This is a genomic window from Pedobacter sp. NJ-S-72 (assembly GCF_053890575.1).
The window spans coordinates 3309358-3328468 of sequence record NZ_CM132681.1; the positions used below are offsets into that span (position 1 = coordinate 3309358).

The following is a 19111-nucleotide window of genomic DNA, read 5'->3' on the forward strand; positions in this document are numbered from 1 at the left end:
TTGTTTTATTTTTTTAATAAACTCCGGTGACTTTCCACCATAAACCACCTAATCCCATCCAGATCGCTAATAAAGCTATCCCGATAATCAGTCCCATGATCCACCATTGCTTAACATCCACATACCCGCTTCCAAAATATACTGGTGCGGGGCCATGTGCATAATGTGTGATTGTACCAAACAGTGATCCTGTAAAACCTAACATCAGTGCGAGCAATAATGGAGGCACGCCCATTGCAATACCTACTGCTAATAATGCAGCATACATTGCAGCCACATGTGCTGTAGCACTTGCAAACAGATAATGACTTAGAAAATAAACAACAATAATGATTGGAAAAGCGAGTGTCCATGACATGCCCAATAACAATGATTGTATTAAATGTCCAAACCACGGAATAAAGCCAAGTTCATTTAGTGATCCGGCCATCATAACAAGTGTTGCAAACCAAACAATGGTGTCCCACGCTCCTTTTTCAGCTTTAACATCTTCCCATGTGATACCTGCGTAAGCAATAAGATAGAAAGCCCGATAAATGCAGTAGTTGTCGCATCTATTTTAAACAAATCACCTGTTACCCACAGTACCAGTAAAATCACAAAAGCCATTAACATCAGCCATTCATTTTTTGTAATCTTCCCCATTTCTTTCAACTTCGCAACAGCCATTGCGGGTGCTTCAGTTGTTTTTTTTAATTCAGGCGGGAAGATCTTATACAATAAATAAGGGATAATAATTACTGATGCCAGTCCCGGAACAATCGCTGCCCAGAACCACGACATCCAGCTGATATGGATTCCCATATCAGCTGCAAATTTCTGGCACATCGGGTTACTCGCGGTTCCGGTAAGAAACATCGCAGAAGCAATCAGATTCATATAATAGCTGTTCAAAGTCAGATATGCACCCACTTTCCGATGTGTTTCAGGTTTATCCGGCATAGAACCCAGACTCATAGCCATAGACTTCATAATCGGATAAATAATCCCTCCTCCTCTGGCAGTATTACTTGGAATAGCCGGAGCTAGCATTAAATCGGCAGCGCCAAGACTATAAGCTAAGCCCAATGAACTTTTACCAAATAACTTGATAAAAATATAAGCTATCCTGCTTCCCAGTCCCGTTTTAATAAAGCCACGGGCTATAAAAAAAAAACTAATCCCGATCAGCCAGATTACTTTATCCCCAAAACTTCTTAAGGCAAGTGTAATTGATTTCCCCGGGTTTCCAGGAGCTAAAACACCAGTCAATGCAACCAGTGCAATTGCCATCATACAGAGTGTCCCCATACTTGCTGCCTTCAGGATAATTCCTAAAATGGTAGCCAGAAAGATAGCTAGTAAATGCCAGGCTTCTGGCTTTACGCCTTCAGGAGCCGGAATAAACCAGATTGCCAGTCCGAACACTACTGTAATCAATAATGGAATCAATTGAATTTCTTTTTTTGGAGGCAAGCCCGCCGCCGGAGCAGATGTAGTTTTCATGGTCGTATTTTTAACTTAACCTGGATTGATTGAACCTGGATAATAAACAGTTCATTATTGTATTGTGTAGTTGCAGGAATATTTCTTTTGTAACGGTCAATATTGACCCCAACCTGAATACGTGCATTATAGGCCTTCAAAAATTCTGCACTGACCATTGGTGTCCAGGTTTGCCTTGGATTTGAAGCATGTTTAAAATCGTTATCAAAATTTTCATACCTGCAGGAGAATTCCAGAGAGCTCAAACGATGATAATTGATTGCATACCTGATATTAGGCAGGATATACATCCCACGCATCTGGTAATTACCCACCCCACCAATACGTTTTGCAGAGTCTAATCCAAAATAATTCGTATGGTTATTACCTTGCTTAAACTCGGTCTCTAATTCCAGTGACCACTTTTTACCCAAGGGAATAGTACCCGATAAATCTACACCAGAGGCATATACACTACTGCCAGCAACAGTAGCCAGACCACCATTCAAGCCTAATTTGATATTCAGGCTTTTCTGCAGGCCTAATTCAACCCTCGAAGAAAAATGCTTCCCGTTATCATTGTCCATAACCTGGTTCCTGTTATTTCCATTGACAATAGAAAACTCATACTTCACTGGTACCTCACCATGTGTTGCCCCATAAATACTCGCACCGATCTGGAAACTTTGCCATCCGTTATTACCGAAAGCTGTATACTGATTAGAATAATCCATTGACTTAATGACATCAACCGGGTACATATCTTCCAAACCGAAGGCTGGTCTGAACTGCCCCATTTTTAAATTGATATAATCATCCAGTCTATAGGTAATAAAAGCATTCTCCAATACTTTATTTTTAGGATCACTTTTAAAATCAGCAAGATTAAGCAATAACACAACATCCGTACGATCAGATATTTTTGAAGTAAACTGCAATCTTGCACGTTTGATATCGAAATCATTATAAATGGCTTTACCATCGGGATGGTGCATACCATTCAAATCGATGTTCTTGTTACCGCTAAAGAGATACCTGGCCGAACAGCCCTTTCATTACAATCTTACCTTTAGCTGTGGAATCTTTTTTCGCAACCTCTTGTGCTGTTGTGCGGAAAGCTCCTGCGAAGGAGAATACCAGTATAATTAAGAATTTATTCATATCAATTTTAATTATCAGCTAAAAACCCTTTGATGATTTATTTAGCATATACAAAGATCCACCATCACAGGCCACCCGAACGTGTTCGCAATCATGTCAAAATATGACCTTAATCAATTAACTTTACCATTTACACTTTTACGTAAACAATAGAGAAAAATCAATAAAATAATAAGCTAATTCGAATTAATAACATTTCAATTCATAAGAATCTGACAAATGAATATAATAAAAATATTTCTCAAATATGGACATCTGTTTTATATGGGCTTGTAAACAAATAAAAAAACTAATTTTGAAAGGTTACAAATACTCAGCAAGATTCATGGAACACTATCTACTTATACTATTTGTTTTTTCATTGGAATATATTTTTATAAATCGGTAATGAAGCTATCATGTGCTACCCGGTTCCTATTCATTTCGGTATGTGTGCTGCTGCACATGATGGTTTCATCAAAATTACTCTTCTCACAAACCGGCAAGGTGGAAATGAAAAATCTGAAACCAGGTTTTAAAGATTATAAGTACCCTGAGGTATATTATTCAGTAAATCCCAAAGTGGCCGAAAAAATAAATACCTTTCTTCAGTTGGACGATCTTGAGCACTTACCTGGTGTCTTCAAAAAGCACCCTTTTGAAAAAATAGTTTATGGTGCAAGTGAGTATGGAACTTCGGTTGACTTTTATAGCTGGCAACAATTTACAACCACAAAAAACATACTGAGTTTTTCTACAGATGGTGAAGCAAGTGGTGCTTATCCGGAAGGTTTCGAGAGTTTTCATAATTTTGACCTCCGAACAGGAAATCCTATTCTGTTAAAAACGCTTTTCACTAAAAGTGCTGTTATTCAGCTGGAGAAACTTCTGAATCAAAAAGTTAAAAGCACTATAGAGGATTATTTAAAAACAATACGCCCGGTTACCAAAGAGAAAAGCCCGGCCAAAGAAGATGAAGCAGATCTGGACGAGCAGGTACAAATGTATGATGAGTGCCTGGAGCGTGTAAAATCAGGCGATATGGAGTATTATGAGTTTTATTTTAAACAAGACAGCATCACTTTTGTCAGAGGAAGATGCTCTAATCATGCAAATAGAGCAATGGATGATCTGAATAAGTATTACATCTCTTTTTCCTACAAAGAGATCAGTAAATATCTATCTCCTTTCGGCAAACAATTGATAGGCAATAGCCAAATCAATTATCCATTACAGGGTCCCGAAGGAAAAATATTTAAAGGAAAAATAAATGACAAGTACCCGATCAGTCTGATCATTAAAAAAATCTACGAGGATGGTTCGTTGAGTTTGCAGTATTGGTACGATAAGGTAAAACAACCCATTGAATGGAGAGGGCAGTTCAAAAACAACCATTTTTTTCATTGACAGAAGAAGATGATTATCATAGTGAGGAGTTAAAGAAATGGATACCAAGAGCAAATATTGAGGCTGATTGGATCGATCATAAAAAAATATTTGGTACCTGGACGAATTATAAGACCAGAGAAGTCTTAAAAGTAGAACTGGATCTTTATTAATACTGCTCTATTTATTTAGAATGATTACACCTATCACTAGGAATCTTAAATTAAAAGCATTTACTTTGCGATCTTTATCTTAATTCATTCTAAATAAACTGCAATGCTATTATTAGCAGACAAAGCGGGATTAGACTTTAGGCTTCGATTATGACTTTAAAAAAAATTAATGCCTGGTTACACTTATGGCTTGGACTTGGTTCAGGTCTTATTGTATTTATAGTAAGTATTACCGGCTGCATTTATGTTTTTGAAAAGGAAATAAGAACCTTGTATCAACCCTGGCAGTTTGTACAGCCTCAGGAAAAAGCTTTCCTGCTGCCAACCCAGTTAATTAACAGCGCGAAACCACAATTAGGTAAATTAAAGCCTACCTCTATCAATTACGGGCAGAAAAATGAAGCGGCTACAGTTAATTCACTAAACCGAAAAAAAGGAACTAGTCTGGTAGTTTATCTGAATCCCTATACGGCGGAGATCATGCATATCGACCGCAAAAGCAAAAATAGCAATCCCGAATTTTTCCGATTTATTCTGAATGGACACCGTACACTTTGGATGGGTAAAACCGGGTCAAAGATTATTGGTATCGGTGTACTCGTATTTGTGGTTTTACTGATCTCAGGAATCATTTTATGGTGGCCGAAGAAATGGATCAAGTCTATGCGGGATAAAAGCTTTAAGATTAAATGGGATGCAAATTTTAAACGGGTAAACTATGATCTGCATAAAGTTGCCGGATTTTATGTTTTCCTGGTATTACTCCTGATTTCATTAACTGGCCTTGTTTATAGTTATAAATGGTATAGTAAATCTTTATACTGGGTAACTTCCGGTGGCAAATCTTTAGAAACACAGAAAAAAAAAACCATTATCAGACACTACACTAAATAGTAAGTTTCAACCTGAAAATATTGATAAAATCTACAGTAAACTGGTTACTACTGATCAGGCCACAGGGATGTTTATTACGCTTCCCGCTAAAGCTTCGGATGCAATAGGCTTTATCGTTTATTTAAAAGCAGGAGCAATTTATAAGGCAGACAGATATGCTTTCGACCAGTATACCACCAAATCTATTACAGGTAATTCTCCCCTTTTAGGAAAATATAAAGATGCCAGCGTTGCTGATAAAATCAGAAGAATGAATTATGATTTACATGTAGGTGCAATTATGGGCCTTCCAACCAAAATCATAGCATTTTTAGCAAGCCTGATCTCTGCAAGTCTTCCTATTACCGGATTTTTAGTTTGGTACGGCAAGAAATTCAAAAAGAAAAAAGGTAAAAAACCTTTAGTTCAGGAAAAAATGGTCTTGAAAAAGACGAATGCTCCATGGCAGATCGAAAAAGTAAACTACTGCAGCTATGCAGGAGCCGGTCGCTTAATCTATTCAAAGCTCATTTCAGGATAAGACAAACTATAAACTGGTACAGTTATGTAGGGGTTGTGTTGCACCCCATTGATACAAAACAATACCAGATTACATAGCCTTAATATTTATTTTAATTTTCCTTCAAATATAGTTTGCAACTATGTTGCAAATAACTATCTTAGCACTGTTGCAACCGGGGACAAGCCAAAAACCCGTCATCACAGTAGGCATTATAGCTAATATAGAACTTATGAAACCATTAGGTGCGATAGCACATAATAGCTTCATGACCTTTAAAAAAAATATAAAACTCATGAAAAATCAATTAGAAAAAATCAAATTAAATCTTGAAGATCTTCAATTAGAGAGCTTTGTAACTAGTATTGATAGTGAAGTTGCAATGCGTTTATCAGGTGGTTTAGGCAATGCATCAGAGCCTACACACACAGAACCAACAGATGATCATCATCATCCTAAGAAGTTAAGTTAAGTGCACTACTGTTATCTGCTAATTTAAGATCAAACCAATAGTCTATAAAAGGGGGCCGGTTTCCGGCTCTCTTTTATTTACCTTCCTCTTCCACACCGATCATTCCACTAATAATTAATGATCGGAGCTGCAATATTATTCTTTCCCGCAGTACTGTAGTTTCCAATATTAACTGCTCATTTCCCGAAAAACTATCAAGGATTAAACTAACCAATTCTTTCCCTGCAACTACCTGTCTGTCAATGCAACTAACCAGTAAGGCACTCAGTTGCCCAATGTAAACAGGTTTCACTCCACCCTGATCAGAGATAAACAATACAGCCTGATGTGTTTGCACAAGTCCCATCATTTCTTTAAGCCTTATATTCAACCGGTAAAAACTCACATGATCATATAATTTAAATGATAAACTGCATAATTCTTCGTCGGTAACTAAAGACAATTGTTTTGCCCTGTCTAAAATAAAATCGTTCTTCTTTTGATAACATAAATATCTTATGTAATTTCCACCGGATGGCCATTTTATTCTCAAAATCAAAAACCTCTGCTATGCCCGAATCTTCAAGTTCCTTTGATCCTCGTATTTTCTGACAGATCTTCTGCTCAAATTCATTAATATCTTCAGCCTGAAGCTCCTGCATAAAATCAGGTTCAAAAGAATTCAAGCAATCAATTGTTTTAGTGTAATGTGCTAAAAATATCCGTCGCTGAATAGCAAATTTACTATGACTGGCTACAGCTGGCGGCAATTTTTCACTTTGCGGTAAAACCGGGTAAACAGCATTATCCATTTCTTGATTTAACAAATACAGCAGTGTATAGCCGACCCCTGCTTTACCAGATAACAGCCCATAATCAAACTGATTAGCAGAAATATAAGTATTATAACTTCGCTTCTTTTCATACTGACTTTTTGCCTGATCGGTAACCGATGCGAATAACCTGGAATAATCCTTTTCAATAAGAGAAGAAAATTCAGATAGAAAAGGCAGCAGTAGCCCGGTATAACCGCTGCAAAGTGTAAAATCAGTTCTATCCAGCTTTTCCAGATCTTTTAAACATCTTTCCATCACCAGTTGACATTGCTGAAAATAAAGTTCTTTTCCTGTCAGTTGCCAGGCATATAATCTGGCAAGACCTACCCCACCAGCTCCATGAGCCCAGGAATTTACCTTTTTCATCTCTGGCAGGAAAATATTCAAATCCCATTGATGGATGTTTGGCAGACTTAACCGGTATTTGCCTAATCTCAAGTCCAGCCAGTTTCCGGATTCAGTATGAAAATATTGCATTTCATAAGCCAGTGTTTGTTCAGCAAGATAAATCAACCCATCATTTTTAAAATAATTTCCAACCTGCATCAGGCAATAAGCAATACCAGATGCACCATGTGAGAACCCAGCCAGACTATCAAAAGCCGACTTTGACTGGTTATAATCCCATTTCAACCCAATGTCAGAAATCCTTGCTTCATTAATTACTCTATTGATAACTGATGAACAATAGCCAGCAGATTTTTTGTTTTAAGGTGATGATATAACAGCGTCATGACCAGCAAACTACCACAATAACCACTTAACAAATCCGCTTTAGCTGTATTATTCACGATATTCTCCTTATTGTCAAGCATTAAACAAGATGCTCGCTGCAAATACTTTTCTTCTTTATTAAGCTCATAAAGTTTAATACAGACATAGGCAACTCCCGTTAATCCTGTATAAAACCCAAATGACCGTGGCTTTAATACATCGTCAGACTGCAAAACTTTATTCATAATATCTTCTGCCATTTTCAAATCTTCCCTATTTCCGGAAAACTCAAAAAGACCGATATAAAACAAAGCGATCCCGCAATTTCCATTAAAAATATCAACTGTAGTTTTAAAAGAAACCTGAACTGCATCCTCATAATAAGGACTTTGCCAGTATAAACCATTATCATCTCTTCTGGACGAAGAAAGCAGGTCGCTTTTAACCTGTTCCAATTGTTTGTGAATTGTTTTGAGCTGTAAACTGGTGAATGAAGTCATGTATTTTTATTTAATAATTGGCTAAAAAGATGAGACATTGACGTGTACAGTACATTCCGTATGCCTCCTCATAATTGGATATACCCAGGCGATTATTATTCATATGCATCATACTGGTAATGATCCCGGTAAGTTTAGTTTCTTCAAAACCCACCGACTGATAATTTTGCAGTATCTGAATATTTACATTTAACAAATCCTGAATATCCCGATCTGCTGTGCCAGTAGCCAGCTTGTCCCAGAAAACCCGTGAAGCAGGTAAAATAAATTCCTTTGTCCGGTTAAATGAGATTTCAAATTCATTTAACCAGTACCTTTCTTGGATCACTGTATCTTCCTCCCGGTTATAAAGCCGGGGGAGCCAGCCCTCAATAAAAAAATTACAAATCGCAATAAGCCTGGGAATATCACAAGAAATCGCAAATAGTAAAATCAGGTGCATTCTCAATGCCTGTGCCTGTATTAAAACAGAGGCACCAGGTTTTTTAGTATTTATCCAGTTCAAAATGAAGACAGAGGATTTAAAGAAATGAGTTTCGGCCCACAGCAAGCTCTGCTGGTTACCATAACGCTCTGTTTCAGGTTCGTAAACTGCAAACTGGATATAATGATCAGCAAATAAAGTTTCCTTATTGAAAGAAGAAGATTGACTCAGACCTGGATATTGAATAAAAAATGCATGCGCCATTTTTTTTAACTCTTCAGCCAAAACCTCTTGCACTGTGCTGTCCGCATTTATCCTTAACCTGATATGACTTCCATTTTCCCAATAACGAATAAAGAAATAATAAATATCCTGCTGCTCATGTGGAAAAAACTCCTTAATAAACGGAGCCACCAACTGACTTAACATCAGATCCAGATCTCCAGGATAAAAAAGATAGATAGCAAACCATCTATTGTTCATTGAATTACATTTTTTTTTATTAATATTTATACCATTGAAGGAGATACTCCTTTACAGTCATAATGACTGGACTTTTCAGTGCAGTTAGCTGTGGGAAGCATTTCTTCTATAATCAGGTATGAACCTGCCCTCGCCAGTAAACGTTTAAACATTTCTACGAGTAAAGGCTGTTCAAAAGACATAAACTGAGGTTTATAATCATCGTTTAGCCCCTCCTTTTTACCTTTTGTTTGTGCAGAGGGTTTGATTACAAAAGATCTTTTTCTGAGGAATAAAAATATATTTACTGGAATCCCATGCTGGCTACGCCACACATTTACACGAATAAAATAGTCATATGCAGTTTCTAAGGGTTGCTGTACGGGTATTGAGGCTGTTCTTACCCGCCAGGTTCTTCTTCTGATAATGACGGTATTTTCGTAAGTGATTCGCGGCAGAGACTCAATTTCATGTTCTTGTTCCTCATCAATATTAAGATAACAGGCATCAATCAGATTTATAAATGGTTGTAAAGAAAGCTTTGTTTCCTGATTAAAATGAGCCATTAACTGGTACAGATTGGAGCGGTTGTAAAAGGACTCCAGACATAAATCGTACGTAAACACCTGTTCATCAAAATAACTAAGTTTTAAAGAACCAGTCTCTTCCTCAAAACTTACAGAAAGCTCATTTACCGGTACCTGTTGTTTCTCAGGATAGCTTTTGTTTCCACCGGGCAGGGCAAGTTCACGGGTTAATAATGACGGATGGATATTAGCGTTAAAACTTGAAGCATCATTTAATTCGACCTTGAGTGTTTCAGGATGGAGCTGTGCATTATATTTAATAAAATCTGCTGTAATATCTGGCGTAAATAAGGGTAAGAACCTGCCACTCACTTTTCCCATTCCGGGAAGAACAGTATTAATCACACCAAAAAACTGCTCATGAGTTCCCTTTTCACCTGCTAGTTTTCCTTTATAAAACTGAACAAAAAGCCCTCTTGAATAGTGATCTGTCTTAGTCAGCGTTTCAGCTATTGGCAAATTAGCAAAGAAGTCACTTCTGAGGTTCAGCATATTTGGTTTATGCTGGGTCAGTGTAATTAATTTTTCACTTATTTCTTTCTCCCAATCACCAGAAACAGCTTTTAACGGGCCGTCTTTTGCTATCTTTTCTTTCTCTGGTTTTTTAACATGAAAATAATATGCCTGGTAAAAATCAATCACTTTGACCTGTGCCTTTGCAGCATAATATTCCAGGAAAAAACTGGTCATTTTTTCACGCTCTGTTTTTAACAGATCCAAAGGAAGTAAATGATTTAGAAGCTGATCGGCCTTTGCCGTGAACTCCTTAAGGGAACTATCTGAAAGAATTTCCTTATCAGCTGTATAACAATCTTCATAAAACAATTGTCTGCCAGCAAAATGATGCGGTGTAAAACTCATAGTTTCAAAAGTTCCGTCGACAGATGATACTTTATCTACCTCTTTACGTGACAACGGTAATCCGGCTTCAGCCTGTAGTTTTTGAAAAACATCAGCCACTGTCTTTTCAGCATAATCTAAAATTAGCTTTCGTTTTGTGGTGTCTCCTTCAGTATAGGCAAACTGATATTGCTGTAACTGTTTAAATAAATGGACAACCTGCAAAACGGCAGGTTCACTGGTTTTCATTTTCAAAAAGAAATCTAATAATTTATGATCCCAGTCAGGATCAATACCTGATGTTTCCAGACCAGCTTCCAGTAAACCAGCCGCCACCAATTTAAAGAGGTAAGCCTTAATTGCACTAGAACCAGCTTCTTCCACAGCATCCGAAAGATTATTTACCAGATCTCTAACAGTTATTAATTCCGTACTACTTTTAAGATGATGAAATATAAGCAGCTGTAATCCTGAGGCAGACAGCTGCTGAAAAGACTCAATATTATTAAAATTGACCAGGAACTGAATCTTATCAGCTCTGATCACTGCCGTTTTATTAAGTTTTACCGTTAATAGTTCGTTAATGCCCGGATGATGAACTAAAATAGATTTCAGATATTCAAATAATGCATTATTAAGTCTGAGACTATTTTTCACTTCTTTAGTTCCGGGTAAAGGAATTGTGGTCTGAGCACTTGCCAGCTGCATAATTCCGGTATAGGTAAAAGTGCTGAATGGAGAAGTCTTAAAACACATTCTGGTTAAATAGCGCAGCAGGCTGAACTCTATTCTATATTCCTTTTGCCTAAAGGAAGCTGGTTCCTTACTTGTATAACCAGATAGTTGTTCCAGTAAAACCGGGCTTGATAAAAGTAGTCCATTTTGCAATGTTGAATCCATAGCCAGCGACTGGAGTTTCTTGCTATATTCAACCATCAGATTCTGATAGTTCAGCGTATTTGTTTGATGGAAGGTCTCCATATTTTGGGTAACCTGCATATAATTTTGAAAATCCAATGCCAGTTCTGCAGGAAATATACTAGCCAGTTCTTCCAGTTTCTGCGGTGAGACTTTTTTATCATTAAATACCTGCCTTTTAAGATTAATCAGCCGCTGCCTGAACTCATCATCTGTCTGAATCTGTCTGAAGCGTAATTAAAAAATAATCCATCGCAAATCAATGTTTTAAGTCTTGCTTTAGCATCTTTCATACGATGATCTTTTTGCAGTATTCCTTTTGATTCTTCAAGTTTAAAAGAATCAAAAACCTGGTAGCCCATACCGGCATATCTTACTAAAGAGTGTGGAAATATCTCGATGCTCATCTTTTTCTTATTTATTTTATGGTTCAGGTTTATTTTATCCGCCAATCATCAATTGACTACTTACTCAACTCCAACTGATTCTTAATCAACTTATAATAATTTCCTTTGAGCTCAATCAGTTCCTGATGTGTCCCTTTTTCAACGAGGACACCTTCATGGAGTACTACAATCTGATCTGCATTTTTTACGGTACTCAACCGGTGCGCAACAATCAAAACTGTTTTACCGACAAAGAAATCATTCAGGTTATTGACAATTGATAATTCATTATGTGCATCAAGAGAATTGGTGGCTTCATCCAGAAATATATAAGCGGGGTTTCTATAGATTAGCCTGGCTATTAAAAGCCGCTGTTTTTGACCCTGGCTTAGACCATAACCATCTTTTCCAACGACAGTTTCATAACCAAAAGGCATAGTCATAAAAAAGTCATGCATATTAGCCAGTTTGGAAACCTCATAAAGGCGCTCCATATCTTTGATAGCCGAACCTGCGAAGACATTATTGGCAATGGTATCCATAAATACATATCCATCCTGCATTACTACGCCACAGGCCGCTCTCCATTGTTTAGCATGTATCTGATTTACAGAACGGTTACCTATATTAATTGAGCCATTGCTCACCTGGTAAAACTTTAGTAACAGTTTGATCAGCGTAGTTTTTCCGCTTCCGCTCATGCCCACAATCGCTGTAACCTTTCCGGCCGGGATCTGCAGGTCTATATTTTTCAAGACAAATGGAGCCTGCCTGTTTCCATATTGAAAACTTAACTGCTCCATCCTTATATCTTCCGGGGCAGTTGCCATTGTCTGATACTCCACCTCAAAATCTCCTTCAGCTTCCTGATGTACCTCTGCCATTCGCTGCAAGCTGAACCTCGTATTCTGAGAAACCCTCGCGAATTCAACGAGCTGTGTGATTGGTGTATTTAGCTGACCACAGATATAAGTAATTGCCAGCATCCCACCCAATGTGACCTGGTCATTAATGACCAGCATAGCTGCAGCATAAGTAATAAAGACATTCTTGATTTCATTAATAAAATATCCGATCCCCTGCATAAGCTGATCTAATTGCAGGGCTTCTAGTTTGAGGTCGTAAGACTGATCCTGTAAACCTTCCCATAATTCTTGTTTTTCATTTTCACTACCTGTCAGTTTAATTTCCTGCATCGCATAAAAAATCTCCAGTAACAACTGCTGATTGGCCGAGAGCACTTTGAATTTCTTCTGGTCAATAACTTTCCTTTTTTGCTTAAAAGAATTTGACCAGGCCACACTAATAAAAGCACCGGTAAGAAAAATTAAAAAGATTTGCCAGTTATATAATAACACAATACCCCCCACCAAGTACAACCAGTGTAATCGCAGATAAAATGAAACTGATCAGTGAGTTAGTCAGAAATTCTTCTACCCGCTGATTGTCATTTACCCGCTGCATATTATCGCCCGCCTGCCGGTTATCAAAAAAAGAAAAAGGCAATTGCATGAGCTTCGCCAGAAACTCTTTTAATAAAATAATACTGGTTCTTGCCCCAAGCCTGAAAAGTAATCTTGCCCTTAAAAAATCCATTAGCATTCTGCCTGAAAACAACATCAATTGTCCTATGCAGATCAAAAAAAAAAGCAGGTTTGTATTTTTCCCGCTAATTCCCTTATCCACAATCTGTTGTGTCAGAAACGGGATAATTAAAGAAAAGACACTGGCTAGTATAAGACTCAGACCAACTGGGATCAGGCTTTTACGATGTAATTTGAGGTAAGGTACCAAAGACCATAAGGATGCAGAATGATCTGCGATACTCTCTTTATCCTGAAAAGCGGGCGTTATTTCCAGCAATAAGGCCCTGCCAATAGTACTATCCTCTTTAATTTGCCACGATTTGATGAAATCCGCCGTTCGTACTTTTACCTTTCCACTCAATGCAGGATCAGATAAATAAGCGTATTTGTTGGTAATCCGGTATAAAACAACATAATGTTCCTTTTCCCAATGCAACACACAAGGCAGTGGAACCTTACTTAAAAGCTGATCGTATGGCAACTCTGCAGCCAGCGTTTTAAACCCCAGCATCCGGGAAGCTTCGATCATACTCGCCATCGTAGTTCCCTGTTTACCTATACTGCATAGTTTTCGGAAATAGGCAACCGGAAAAGTTTTTCCGTAAAATTCAGTGATAATTTTCAGGCAAACCGGCCCGCAGTCCATTGCATCAGGTTGTTTATAAAACGGAAATTTTCTGCCGGAAAAGAAGGAATGAAACATAGATAAACAATTCTTAAATACAACACTGTTGCAAATATTATAAATATAATGCAACTTTGATGCAATTAATTATTAATAAATGTCTTCAACTATATATACTCCTTTACACACTATAGTCTGGAAAGAATTCAGGTCAGCTTTTCGCGATAGAATGATGAGCACATTAGCCATTATTATCTACACCTTGTTCATTGCAAGTGCGTTGCTGACTATTATTCAATATCAAAAGGATCAGCAAAGCCTGGAGCAGTCTAATACAAAATTCCGTCAGCAATGGGAGGCACAGCATAACAATCCACATGAAGCAGCACATTTTGGCACCTATCTTTTTAAACCTTTAAACCTATTAAGTGCATTTGACCCCGGACTAAATGATTACTTCGGTACAACCTATCGTGTAGAGGCTCATGTACAGCATGAAGTAGACTATAGTAATGCTGAGCGCAATGATGCCTTAATGAGATTTGGACAATTTACTCTTGCACTGATTATGCAATTGCTCATTCCTTTACTGTTGTTATTTATCAGTTCTTCGGCACTAACTTTTGAAAAAGAATCAGGCACTTTTAAGATGCTGATGGCCCAGGGCTTAAACCCTGCTCAATTAGCTTGGGGAAAGATCTGGTCAAATTACCTGATGGTCATCATACTGGTAATGCCTATTTTTATAGTTCTGGCAGTTGTTATATTATTCACACCTTCAAGTGTTGTGCTATGGGGACGGTTTTTAGTAATTGCGGGTGGTTACCTGCTTTTTTATCTATTGGTGACACTTACAGGCGTTATGGTATCCGCCCTGAGCGGCACGTCAAGAACTGCTATACTCACCGTTTTAACCATCTGGTTATTCAGTAGTATCCTGCTTCCAAAAATAGCAACCAGTATTGCCTCAGACCATTACCCATTACGCTCACGTGCTGCTTTCAATAATGAGATCAAACAAGGGTTCCTAAAAGGAATTAATGGAGACGGCCCTTTCCATGAAAGAGGTGAAAAATACATTACAGCTTTATTGAAGAAATATCAAGTGGGTAGTGCAAGCCTCCTTCCTGTCAATGCAGATGGCCTGATTCTTCAATACAATGAAGATTATCAGAACCAGGTCTTTGATCATTACTATACCCAAATAGAAGACACCTTTAAACAGCAGCAATCCTTTCTTTCGATGGCCGGACTATTAGATCCTTTTATTAGCTTAAAACGACTCTCTATGGCTATGTCGGGTACTGATTTCTATCATCATCAGACCTTTTTTCTACAGGCAAAATCCTACCGGAATACTTTTATCCGTCGCCTGAATCTTCAGTTAGCCAGCCATCCGATAAAATCCAATGAGATTTATAAAGCTGATCCTTTCTTTTACGCACAGCTCAAAGATTTTCAATACCAGCCTCCATCTTTACTTTATACGCTCTGGCTTCAGCGTTACGCATTATTATCACTCAGCGGCTGGGTATTGTTACTCTCTATTGCCATACGGTTCATTACGAAATCCTCATTGATATAATTCATGTACTTATTCAAATTAATTTTCCGCTTCGAATGGCGGCAGTTTTTACGCCAGCCCGCCCAACTGCTCTCATTCTCTTGTTTTTCTTTTTGATGGGGCTTTATAGTCTCCAAAACGGGCATCATTTTGTAGAAAGACAAACAACAGGACTAGATACGCTTGCAAAAAACCAACAAGTTCATCTTCAAGAGCTGATCAGCAGATTCAGTGCTGATACCACTACTGCTAAAGGGAAGATCCTTGCCAAACAGGCTGGAATACCACAGGTCATAGAGTTTCGTGCATCTCCCGCAGCGACCAATCCGCCCGGCGGATTAGCTTTAATGGCCATTGGTCAGCGGGACATACTCCCTTACTTCGATATCATTAATAGTAAACGCGATATTTTAACACCACCAAATGCAGAAATAGCCAATCCGGAGAAACTAGCATCCGGTAATTTTGATTTCTCTTTTGTACTGATCTATCTGTTTCCCCTTTTGATCATTATTCTGAGTTACGATCTTTTTTCTAAAGAAACAGAACAGCAAACCGATCGTTTGCTCACTGTACAAAGTGGAAATATAAGCCGTATTCTACTACATAAACTCCTTTTTCGCCTGCTTTTGATCAGCCTGCTGACTACTATACTCAGTCTTATTGGTTTCTTTATACATCCATACCCTACTGCCCTGCATCTACCTGATGTTTCTTTATGGTTCCTTGTTACCGGTACTTATCTGCTGTTTTGGTTTTCGGTCTGCTGGCTGATCATTGCAAGCCGGAAAACCTCTCGTATCAACGCCTTAATTCTTCTTGGAATCTGGTTATTCCTAACCCTTATACTCCCGGCTCTGGTTAACAAATTTGCTGCATTGAAATACCCTATGCCACTGCGCACCGAATTGGTATCCAGCCAGCGCGAGACCATGCTCCACACCTGGGAAATGCCTATACCACAACTGCTCGAAAAGTTCTATAAGAACAATCCCCAATATCTAAAACTAAAGAGCACGGCAGACACTGCCACCTATGGTAACAAAAGATTCGTAGCCTACTATGATCTGCTGAGCAGACGCATGAACAAAATGTGTAAATGACTATAAAGATGCGGCAGAACTCCACAACAACTGGCTAAGCAAAATGGCCTGGTTTAACCCGGTGGCCCAAATACAAACCCTGCTTAATGCAACTGCACAAACTGGTTTGAGTGATTATCTCTACTATCAGAAACAAACAGTCCTTTTTCAAAACCAGTGGGTAAAATTGATGAACAGCTACCTTTTGTCCGACAGAAAGCTAACTCAGAACGAAGTAGAAAACCTGCCTTCTTTTCATCCCGCAGAGGATAAAACAAGATTGGCTGGCATATTGAAAAATACACTATCCATCTGGCTGGCCATCCTGCTCATTCTACTGATTGCCAATAAAAAGAAAAAAAAACAAGTTCAAATAATTAAAAATCAGCTAACACCCTCACAAATGAAAAGAATCCTTTACTTATTAACCTTCACTTTCCTGCCCTATTTTCTACAGGCACAACAGCCTAAAAAAGCATCGGATACCACAACACGCAACAAATTAAACCAGATTAATAAGCTAAACCAGATCAATGTGATTAGCAAAAGAAAGGTTAAAATTAAAAATGATACGCTTTCCAATGCTTTAAAACTTCAACAACCTTTAATCCAGATTCCACAAAACATCATCAGTATCTCTAACGGGCTTTTACAACAACAGGGTTTTCTGGAATTAAAAGATGTAGCACGTAATGCCAGTGGTGTCTATTTTGGATATAACAGTAATCCATTCGATAACTCAGCAACTGCACAAATACGTGGATTCGTAGCTTACAGCACCCTAAATGGAATGTCCCGCCGCTTCAGCTATGGCGCCGCTATTGATGATGAATCACTTGTAGAAAATATAGAAATTATCAAAGGGCCGGCAGGTTTTCTGAATTCTGTTGGTGATCCGGGCGGTTCAATAAATATTACGACAAAAACCCCTGGACACAAACTGATCAACGTTGTACAAACTGCTGGAAGCTTTAATTTTTACCGGATCTCAGCAGATATAGGCTCCGAAGTTCAAAAAAAAAGGATTCTCTTTTCGTTTCAATACGGCCTACCAGCATAAAGATTCTTATCTGAACGATTTGCGTACCAATAAATATGTCGTAGCACCAGTATTACAATATAATTTTAGTCCTAATACCTACATTCTCGCAGAGTACGATTTTATCAGAGGAGAAATCCAAAATGGTACTGCAATAAATAAAGTACGCAGTGAACATGATCTGCTAAAAGGCCCGATAAGCGCAAACTACAGTTCAGCACCTGGCTTACCCCTAAGTTATGCGCAAAATCAAACTGCCAGGATTTACGCAATTCATAAATTCAAGAACAACTGGCAGCTAACTTCACAATCTTCTTATTTATTATCTCCATATGTCAGCTGGAATATGACTTCCAAAGGAAGCACAGCAAATGTCGATGCAAACGGAAATACGCTACGCCGCGCAAGTTTTAATAGAGGTGCCGGTAAAACCTTTTCTTCTCAGTTATTTGCAAATGGTCAGTTCAAAACAGGAACAATCAAACATCAATTGTTATTTGGTGCTGATTATACCAACAGCAGAGATTCTCTATCTCTTAATAATGGAAAAATAGAGTTTAGCTATAATAGTTTTGTCGCTAACAATTCCGTAGATCCGAATTTAGTCACTCAAACTACTCGTATTAACAGGACTAACAACAATACTTTTTTAAAATCGGCCTTTGTCTACGACAATATTCAATTACAAAAAAAACTTTTATTAACCCTTGGACTCAGGTATACCTGGTATACAAATGAAAAAGAAACGACCAATGCAAAAGGTGTAGTTAAGACTGTCAATTACGATCAAAAAGCACTTTCACCCCGTGCTGCTCTTACCTATATGGTAAATCCGGCTACCTCAATTTTCTTTTTATATGACCAGTCATTTGTTCCTCAAAGTTATCAGGTGGCTATCGTTGATCCTGTAACCAGAGAAGTTACAGGATCAGAGCCAATTGACCCTATGAAGGGTAAAGATCTGGAACTGGGAATCAAAAGAAACTGGCTGAACTCCCGGTTACTGACTTCTATAACCGGTTTTAACACCATAAAAACTAATGTCCCTATGACAGACCTTGTCAACACAGGAGGTTTTGTAACCCCGGCAGGCCAGGTCACCAGCAGAGGTTTTGAAATTGACGTCATCGGTAATATCACAGATCATCTTTCCTTAACAACGAATTATACTTATGTAAAAGCTACAATTACTAAAGATCAAAAACCGGAACAAATAGGTAAAGAACTTCCCCAAACTCCGCAGCAGATTTTCAATACATGGCTCCAGTACGGTTTTCAATTGAAAAACAAAGCTAGTCTAAACCTGAGTTTAGGTCAGACTTACATAGTCAAACGAAGTACTTCAGAAAAAAATCAATATATCCCGGATTTCACCAAATTCGACGCCGGTATAAGTTATGTACAGGATAAATATTTCATGCGCTTAATTGCGGATAATATCACAGGTAAACGTTATATCTCATCGGGAGATATATTTCAAGTTATCCTTACGAGGGCCGTAACTTCTATTATATCGACGGTGATCCGTTTAATGTAAGAGT

19 protein-coding genes and 1 pseudogene are annotated in these 19111 nt (G+C 38.1%); 9 read left to right on the top strand and 11 right to left on the bottom strand.

The annotated features are described in order from the left end of the window. Window positions 1-13: 13 nt before the first annotated feature. The 3 genes and pseudogenes from ACWYN3_RS22075 to ACWYN3_RS22085 form a co-directional block, all read right to left on the bottom strand. Window positions 14-1485: pseudogene (locus ACWYN3_RS22075) on the bottom strand (anion permease). Continuing rightward, window positions 1482-2459 carry a porin gene (locus tag ACWYN3_RS22080; protein ID WP_456223107.1) on the bottom strand — a complete coding sequence of 326 codons (978 nt, stop codon included), beginning with the start codon at window positions 2457-2459 and terminating at the stop codon, window positions 1482-1484. Before ACWYN3_RS22080 ends, ACWYN3_RS22075 begins: the two are co-directional and overlap by 4 nt. A 28-nt stretch (window positions 2460-2487) precedes the next feature. After that, a complete protein-coding gene (locus ACWYN3_RS22085) occupies window positions 2488-2625 on the bottom strand; it encodes a hypothetical protein (RefSeq protein WP_456216365.1) in 138 nt (45 codons plus the stop codon). A gap of 387 nt (window positions 2626-3012) precedes the next feature. Here ACWYN3_RS22085 and ACWYN3_RS22090 point away from each other — a divergent pair, with 387 nt between their 5' ends. From ACWYN3_RS22090 to ACWYN3_RS22110, 5 genes are all read left to right on the top strand, one after another. Further along, window positions 3013-4011, top strand: coding sequence for a hypothetical protein (locus ACWYN3_RS22090; RefSeq protein ID WP_456216366.1), 999 nt, complete (start codon window positions 3013-3015; stop codon window positions 4009-4011). Next, window positions 4008-4163 carry a hypothetical protein gene (locus ACWYN3_RS22095; protein ID WP_456216367.1) on the top strand — a complete coding sequence of 52 codons (156 nt, stop codon included), beginning with the start codon at window positions 4008-4010 and terminating at the stop codon, window positions 4161-4163. Before ACWYN3_RS22090 ends, ACWYN3_RS22095 begins: the two co-directional genes overlap by 4 nt. Before the next feature lie 150 nt (window positions 4164-4313). Continuing rightward, on the top strand, window positions 4314-5057 hold the full coding sequence (locus tag ACWYN3_RS22100; protein ID WP_456216368.1) for a PepSY-associated TM helix domain-containing protein: 744 nt from the start codon (window positions 4314-4316) through the stop codon (window positions 5055-5057). Between the two features lie 67 nt (window positions 5058-5124). Next, a complete protein-coding gene (locus tag ACWYN3_RS22105) occupies window positions 5125-5577 on the top strand; it encodes a PepSY domain-containing protein (RefSeq protein ID WP_456216369.1) in 453 nt (150 codons plus the stop codon). A 121-nt stretch (window positions 5578-5698) separates the two neighbouring features. Beyond that, the gene (locus ACWYN3_RS22110) at window positions 5699-6028 is read left to right on the top strand and encodes a pinensin family lanthipeptide (RefSeq protein WP_456216370.1); all 330 of its coding nucleotides are present in this window, start codon (window positions 5699-5701) and stop codon (window positions 6026-6028) included. A 73-nt stretch (window positions 6029-6101) separates the two neighbouring features. Here ACWYN3_RS22110 and ACWYN3_RS22115 read toward each other — a convergent pair whose 3' ends face one another. The 8 genes from ACWYN3_RS22115 to ACWYN3_RS22150 form a co-directional block, all read right to left on the bottom strand. Continuing rightward, window positions 6102-6470: a hypothetical protein gene (locus ACWYN3_RS22115; RefSeq protein WP_456216371.1), complete on the bottom strand. Its 369-nt coding sequence runs from the start codon at window positions 6468-6470 to the stop codon at window positions 6102-6104. After that, entirely contained in the window at window positions 6427-7476 is a 1050-nt protein-coding gene (locus ACWYN3_RS22120) for a lanthionine synthetase LanC family protein (RefSeq protein ID WP_456216372.1), read from the bottom strand. The genes ACWYN3_RS22115 and ACWYN3_RS22120 overlap by 44 nt, the downstream gene beginning before the upstream one ends. 29 nt (window positions 7477-7505) lie before the next feature. Continuing rightward, window positions 7506-8057: a lanthionine synthetase LanC family protein gene (locus tag ACWYN3_RS22125; RefSeq protein WP_456216373.1), complete on the bottom strand. Its 552-nt coding sequence runs from the start codon at window positions 8055-8057 to the stop codon at window positions 7506-7508. A 10-nt stretch (window positions 8058-8067) separates the two neighbouring features. After that, complete coding sequence (locus ACWYN3_RS22130; protein WP_456216374.1) at window positions 8068-8964, bottom strand: thiopeptide-type bacteriocin biosynthesis protein; 897 nt, start codon at window positions 8962-8964, stop codon at window positions 8068-8070. A 26-nt stretch (window positions 8965-8990) separates the two neighbouring features. Next, on the bottom strand, window positions 8991-11387 hold the full coding sequence (locus ACWYN3_RS22135) for a lantibiotic dehydratase (RefSeq protein ID WP_456216375.1): 2397 nt from the start codon (window positions 11385-11387) through the stop codon (window positions 8991-8993). Window positions 11388-11476: 89 nt separating this feature from the next. Then, the gene (locus tag ACWYN3_RS22140; RefSeq protein WP_456216376.1) at window positions 11477-11695 is read right to left on the bottom strand and encodes a hypothetical protein; all 219 of its coding nucleotides are present in this window, start codon (window positions 11693-11695) and stop codon (window positions 11477-11479) included. 56 nt (window positions 11696-11751) lie between these two features. Then, window positions 11752-13044, bottom strand: a complete 1293-nt coding sequence (locus ACWYN3_RS22145) for a peptidase domain-containing ABC transporter (protein WP_456216377.1) — start codon at window positions 13042-13044, stop codon at window positions 11752-11754. Then, window positions 13019-13963, bottom strand: a complete 945-nt coding sequence (locus ACWYN3_RS22150) for a cysteine peptidase family C39 domain-containing protein (RefSeq protein WP_456216378.1) — start codon at window positions 13961-13963, stop codon at window positions 13019-13021. Before ACWYN3_RS22150 ends, ACWYN3_RS22145 begins: the two co-directional genes overlap by 26 nt. Before the next feature lie 79 nt (window positions 13964-14042). Here ACWYN3_RS22150 and ACWYN3_RS22155 point away from each other — a divergent pair, with 79 nt between their 5' ends. From ACWYN3_RS22155 to ACWYN3_RS22170, 4 genes are read left to right on the top strand one after another with little or no spacing between them, the layout of a single operon-like run. Then, complete coding sequence (locus tag ACWYN3_RS22155) at window positions 14043-15470, top strand: ABC transporter permease subunit (RefSeq protein WP_456216379.1); 1428 nt, start codon at window positions 14043-14045, stop codon at window positions 15468-15470. A gap of 35 nt (window positions 15471-15505) precedes the next feature. Then, on the top strand, window positions 15506-16552 hold the full coding sequence (locus tag ACWYN3_RS22160; RefSeq protein WP_456216380.1) for an ABC transporter permease subunit: 1047 nt from the start codon (window positions 15506-15508) through the stop codon (window positions 16550-16552). Between the two features lie 43 nt (window positions 16553-16595). Beyond that, on the top strand, window positions 16596-17591 hold the full coding sequence (locus ACWYN3_RS22165) for a TonB-dependent receptor plug domain-containing protein (RefSeq protein WP_456216381.1): 996 nt from the start codon (window positions 16596-16598) through the stop codon (window positions 17589-17591). A 19-nt stretch (window positions 17592-17610) separates the two neighbouring features. After that, window positions 17611-19107: a TonB-dependent siderophore receptor gene (locus ACWYN3_RS22170; RefSeq protein ID WP_456216382.1), complete on the top strand. Its 1497-nt coding sequence runs from the start codon at window positions 17611-17613 to the stop codon at window positions 19105-19107. Window positions 19108-19111: the final 4 nt, after the last annotated feature.

Bases quoted from the DNA above. Each gene is read 5' to 3' on its own strand.
- ACWYN3_RS22160 (WP_456216380.1), top strand. From the start codon at position 15,506: ATGGCGGCAGTTTTTACGCCAGCCCGCCCAACTGCTCTCATTCTCTTG.
- ACWYN3_RS22150 (WP_456216378.1), bottom strand. From the start codon at position 13,963: ATGTTTCATTCCTTCTTTTCCGGCAGAAAATTTCCGTTTTATAAACAA.
- ACWYN3_RS22130 (WP_456216374.1), bottom strand. From the start codon at position 8,964: ATGAACAATAGATGGTTTGCTATCTATCTTTTTTATCCTGGAGATCTG.
- ACWYN3_RS22105 (WP_456216369.1), top strand. From the start codon at position 5,125: ATGTTTATTACGCTTCCCGCTAAAGCTTCGGATGCAATAGGCTTTATC.
- ACWYN3_RS22100 (WP_456216368.1), top strand. From the start codon at position 4,314: ATGACTTTAAAAAAAATTAATGCCTGGTTACACTTATGGCTTGGACTT.
- ACWYN3_RS22140 (WP_456216376.1), bottom strand. From the start codon at position 11,695: ATGAGCATCGAGATATTTCCACACTCTTTAGTAAGATATGCCGGTATG.
- ACWYN3_RS22155 (WP_456216379.1), top strand. From the start codon at position 14,043: ATGTCTTCAACTATATATACTCCTTTACACACTATAGTCTGGAAAGAA.
- ACWYN3_RS22080 (WP_456223107.1), bottom strand. From the start codon at position 2,459: ATGCACCATCCCGATGGTAAAGCCATTTATAATGATTTCGATATCAAA.
- ACWYN3_RS22110 (WP_456216370.1), top strand. From the start codon at position 5,699: ATGTTGCAAATAACTATCTTAGCACTGTTGCAACCGGGGACAAGCCAA.
- ACWYN3_RS22090 (WP_456216366.1), top strand. From the start codon at position 3,013: ATGAAGCTATCATGTGCTACCCGGTTCCTATTCATTTCGGTATGTGTG.
- ACWYN3_RS22165 (WP_456216381.1), top strand. From the start codon at position 16,596: ATGGCCTGGTTTAACCCGGTGGCCCAAATACAAACCCTGCTTAATGCA.
- ACWYN3_RS22085 (WP_456216365.1), bottom strand. From the start codon at position 2,625: ATGAATAAATTCTTAATTATACTGGTATTCTCCTTCGCAGGAGCTTTC.
- ACWYN3_RS22125 (WP_456216373.1), bottom strand. From the start codon at position 8,057: ATGACTTCATTCACCAGTTTACAGCTCAAAACAATTCACAAACAATTG.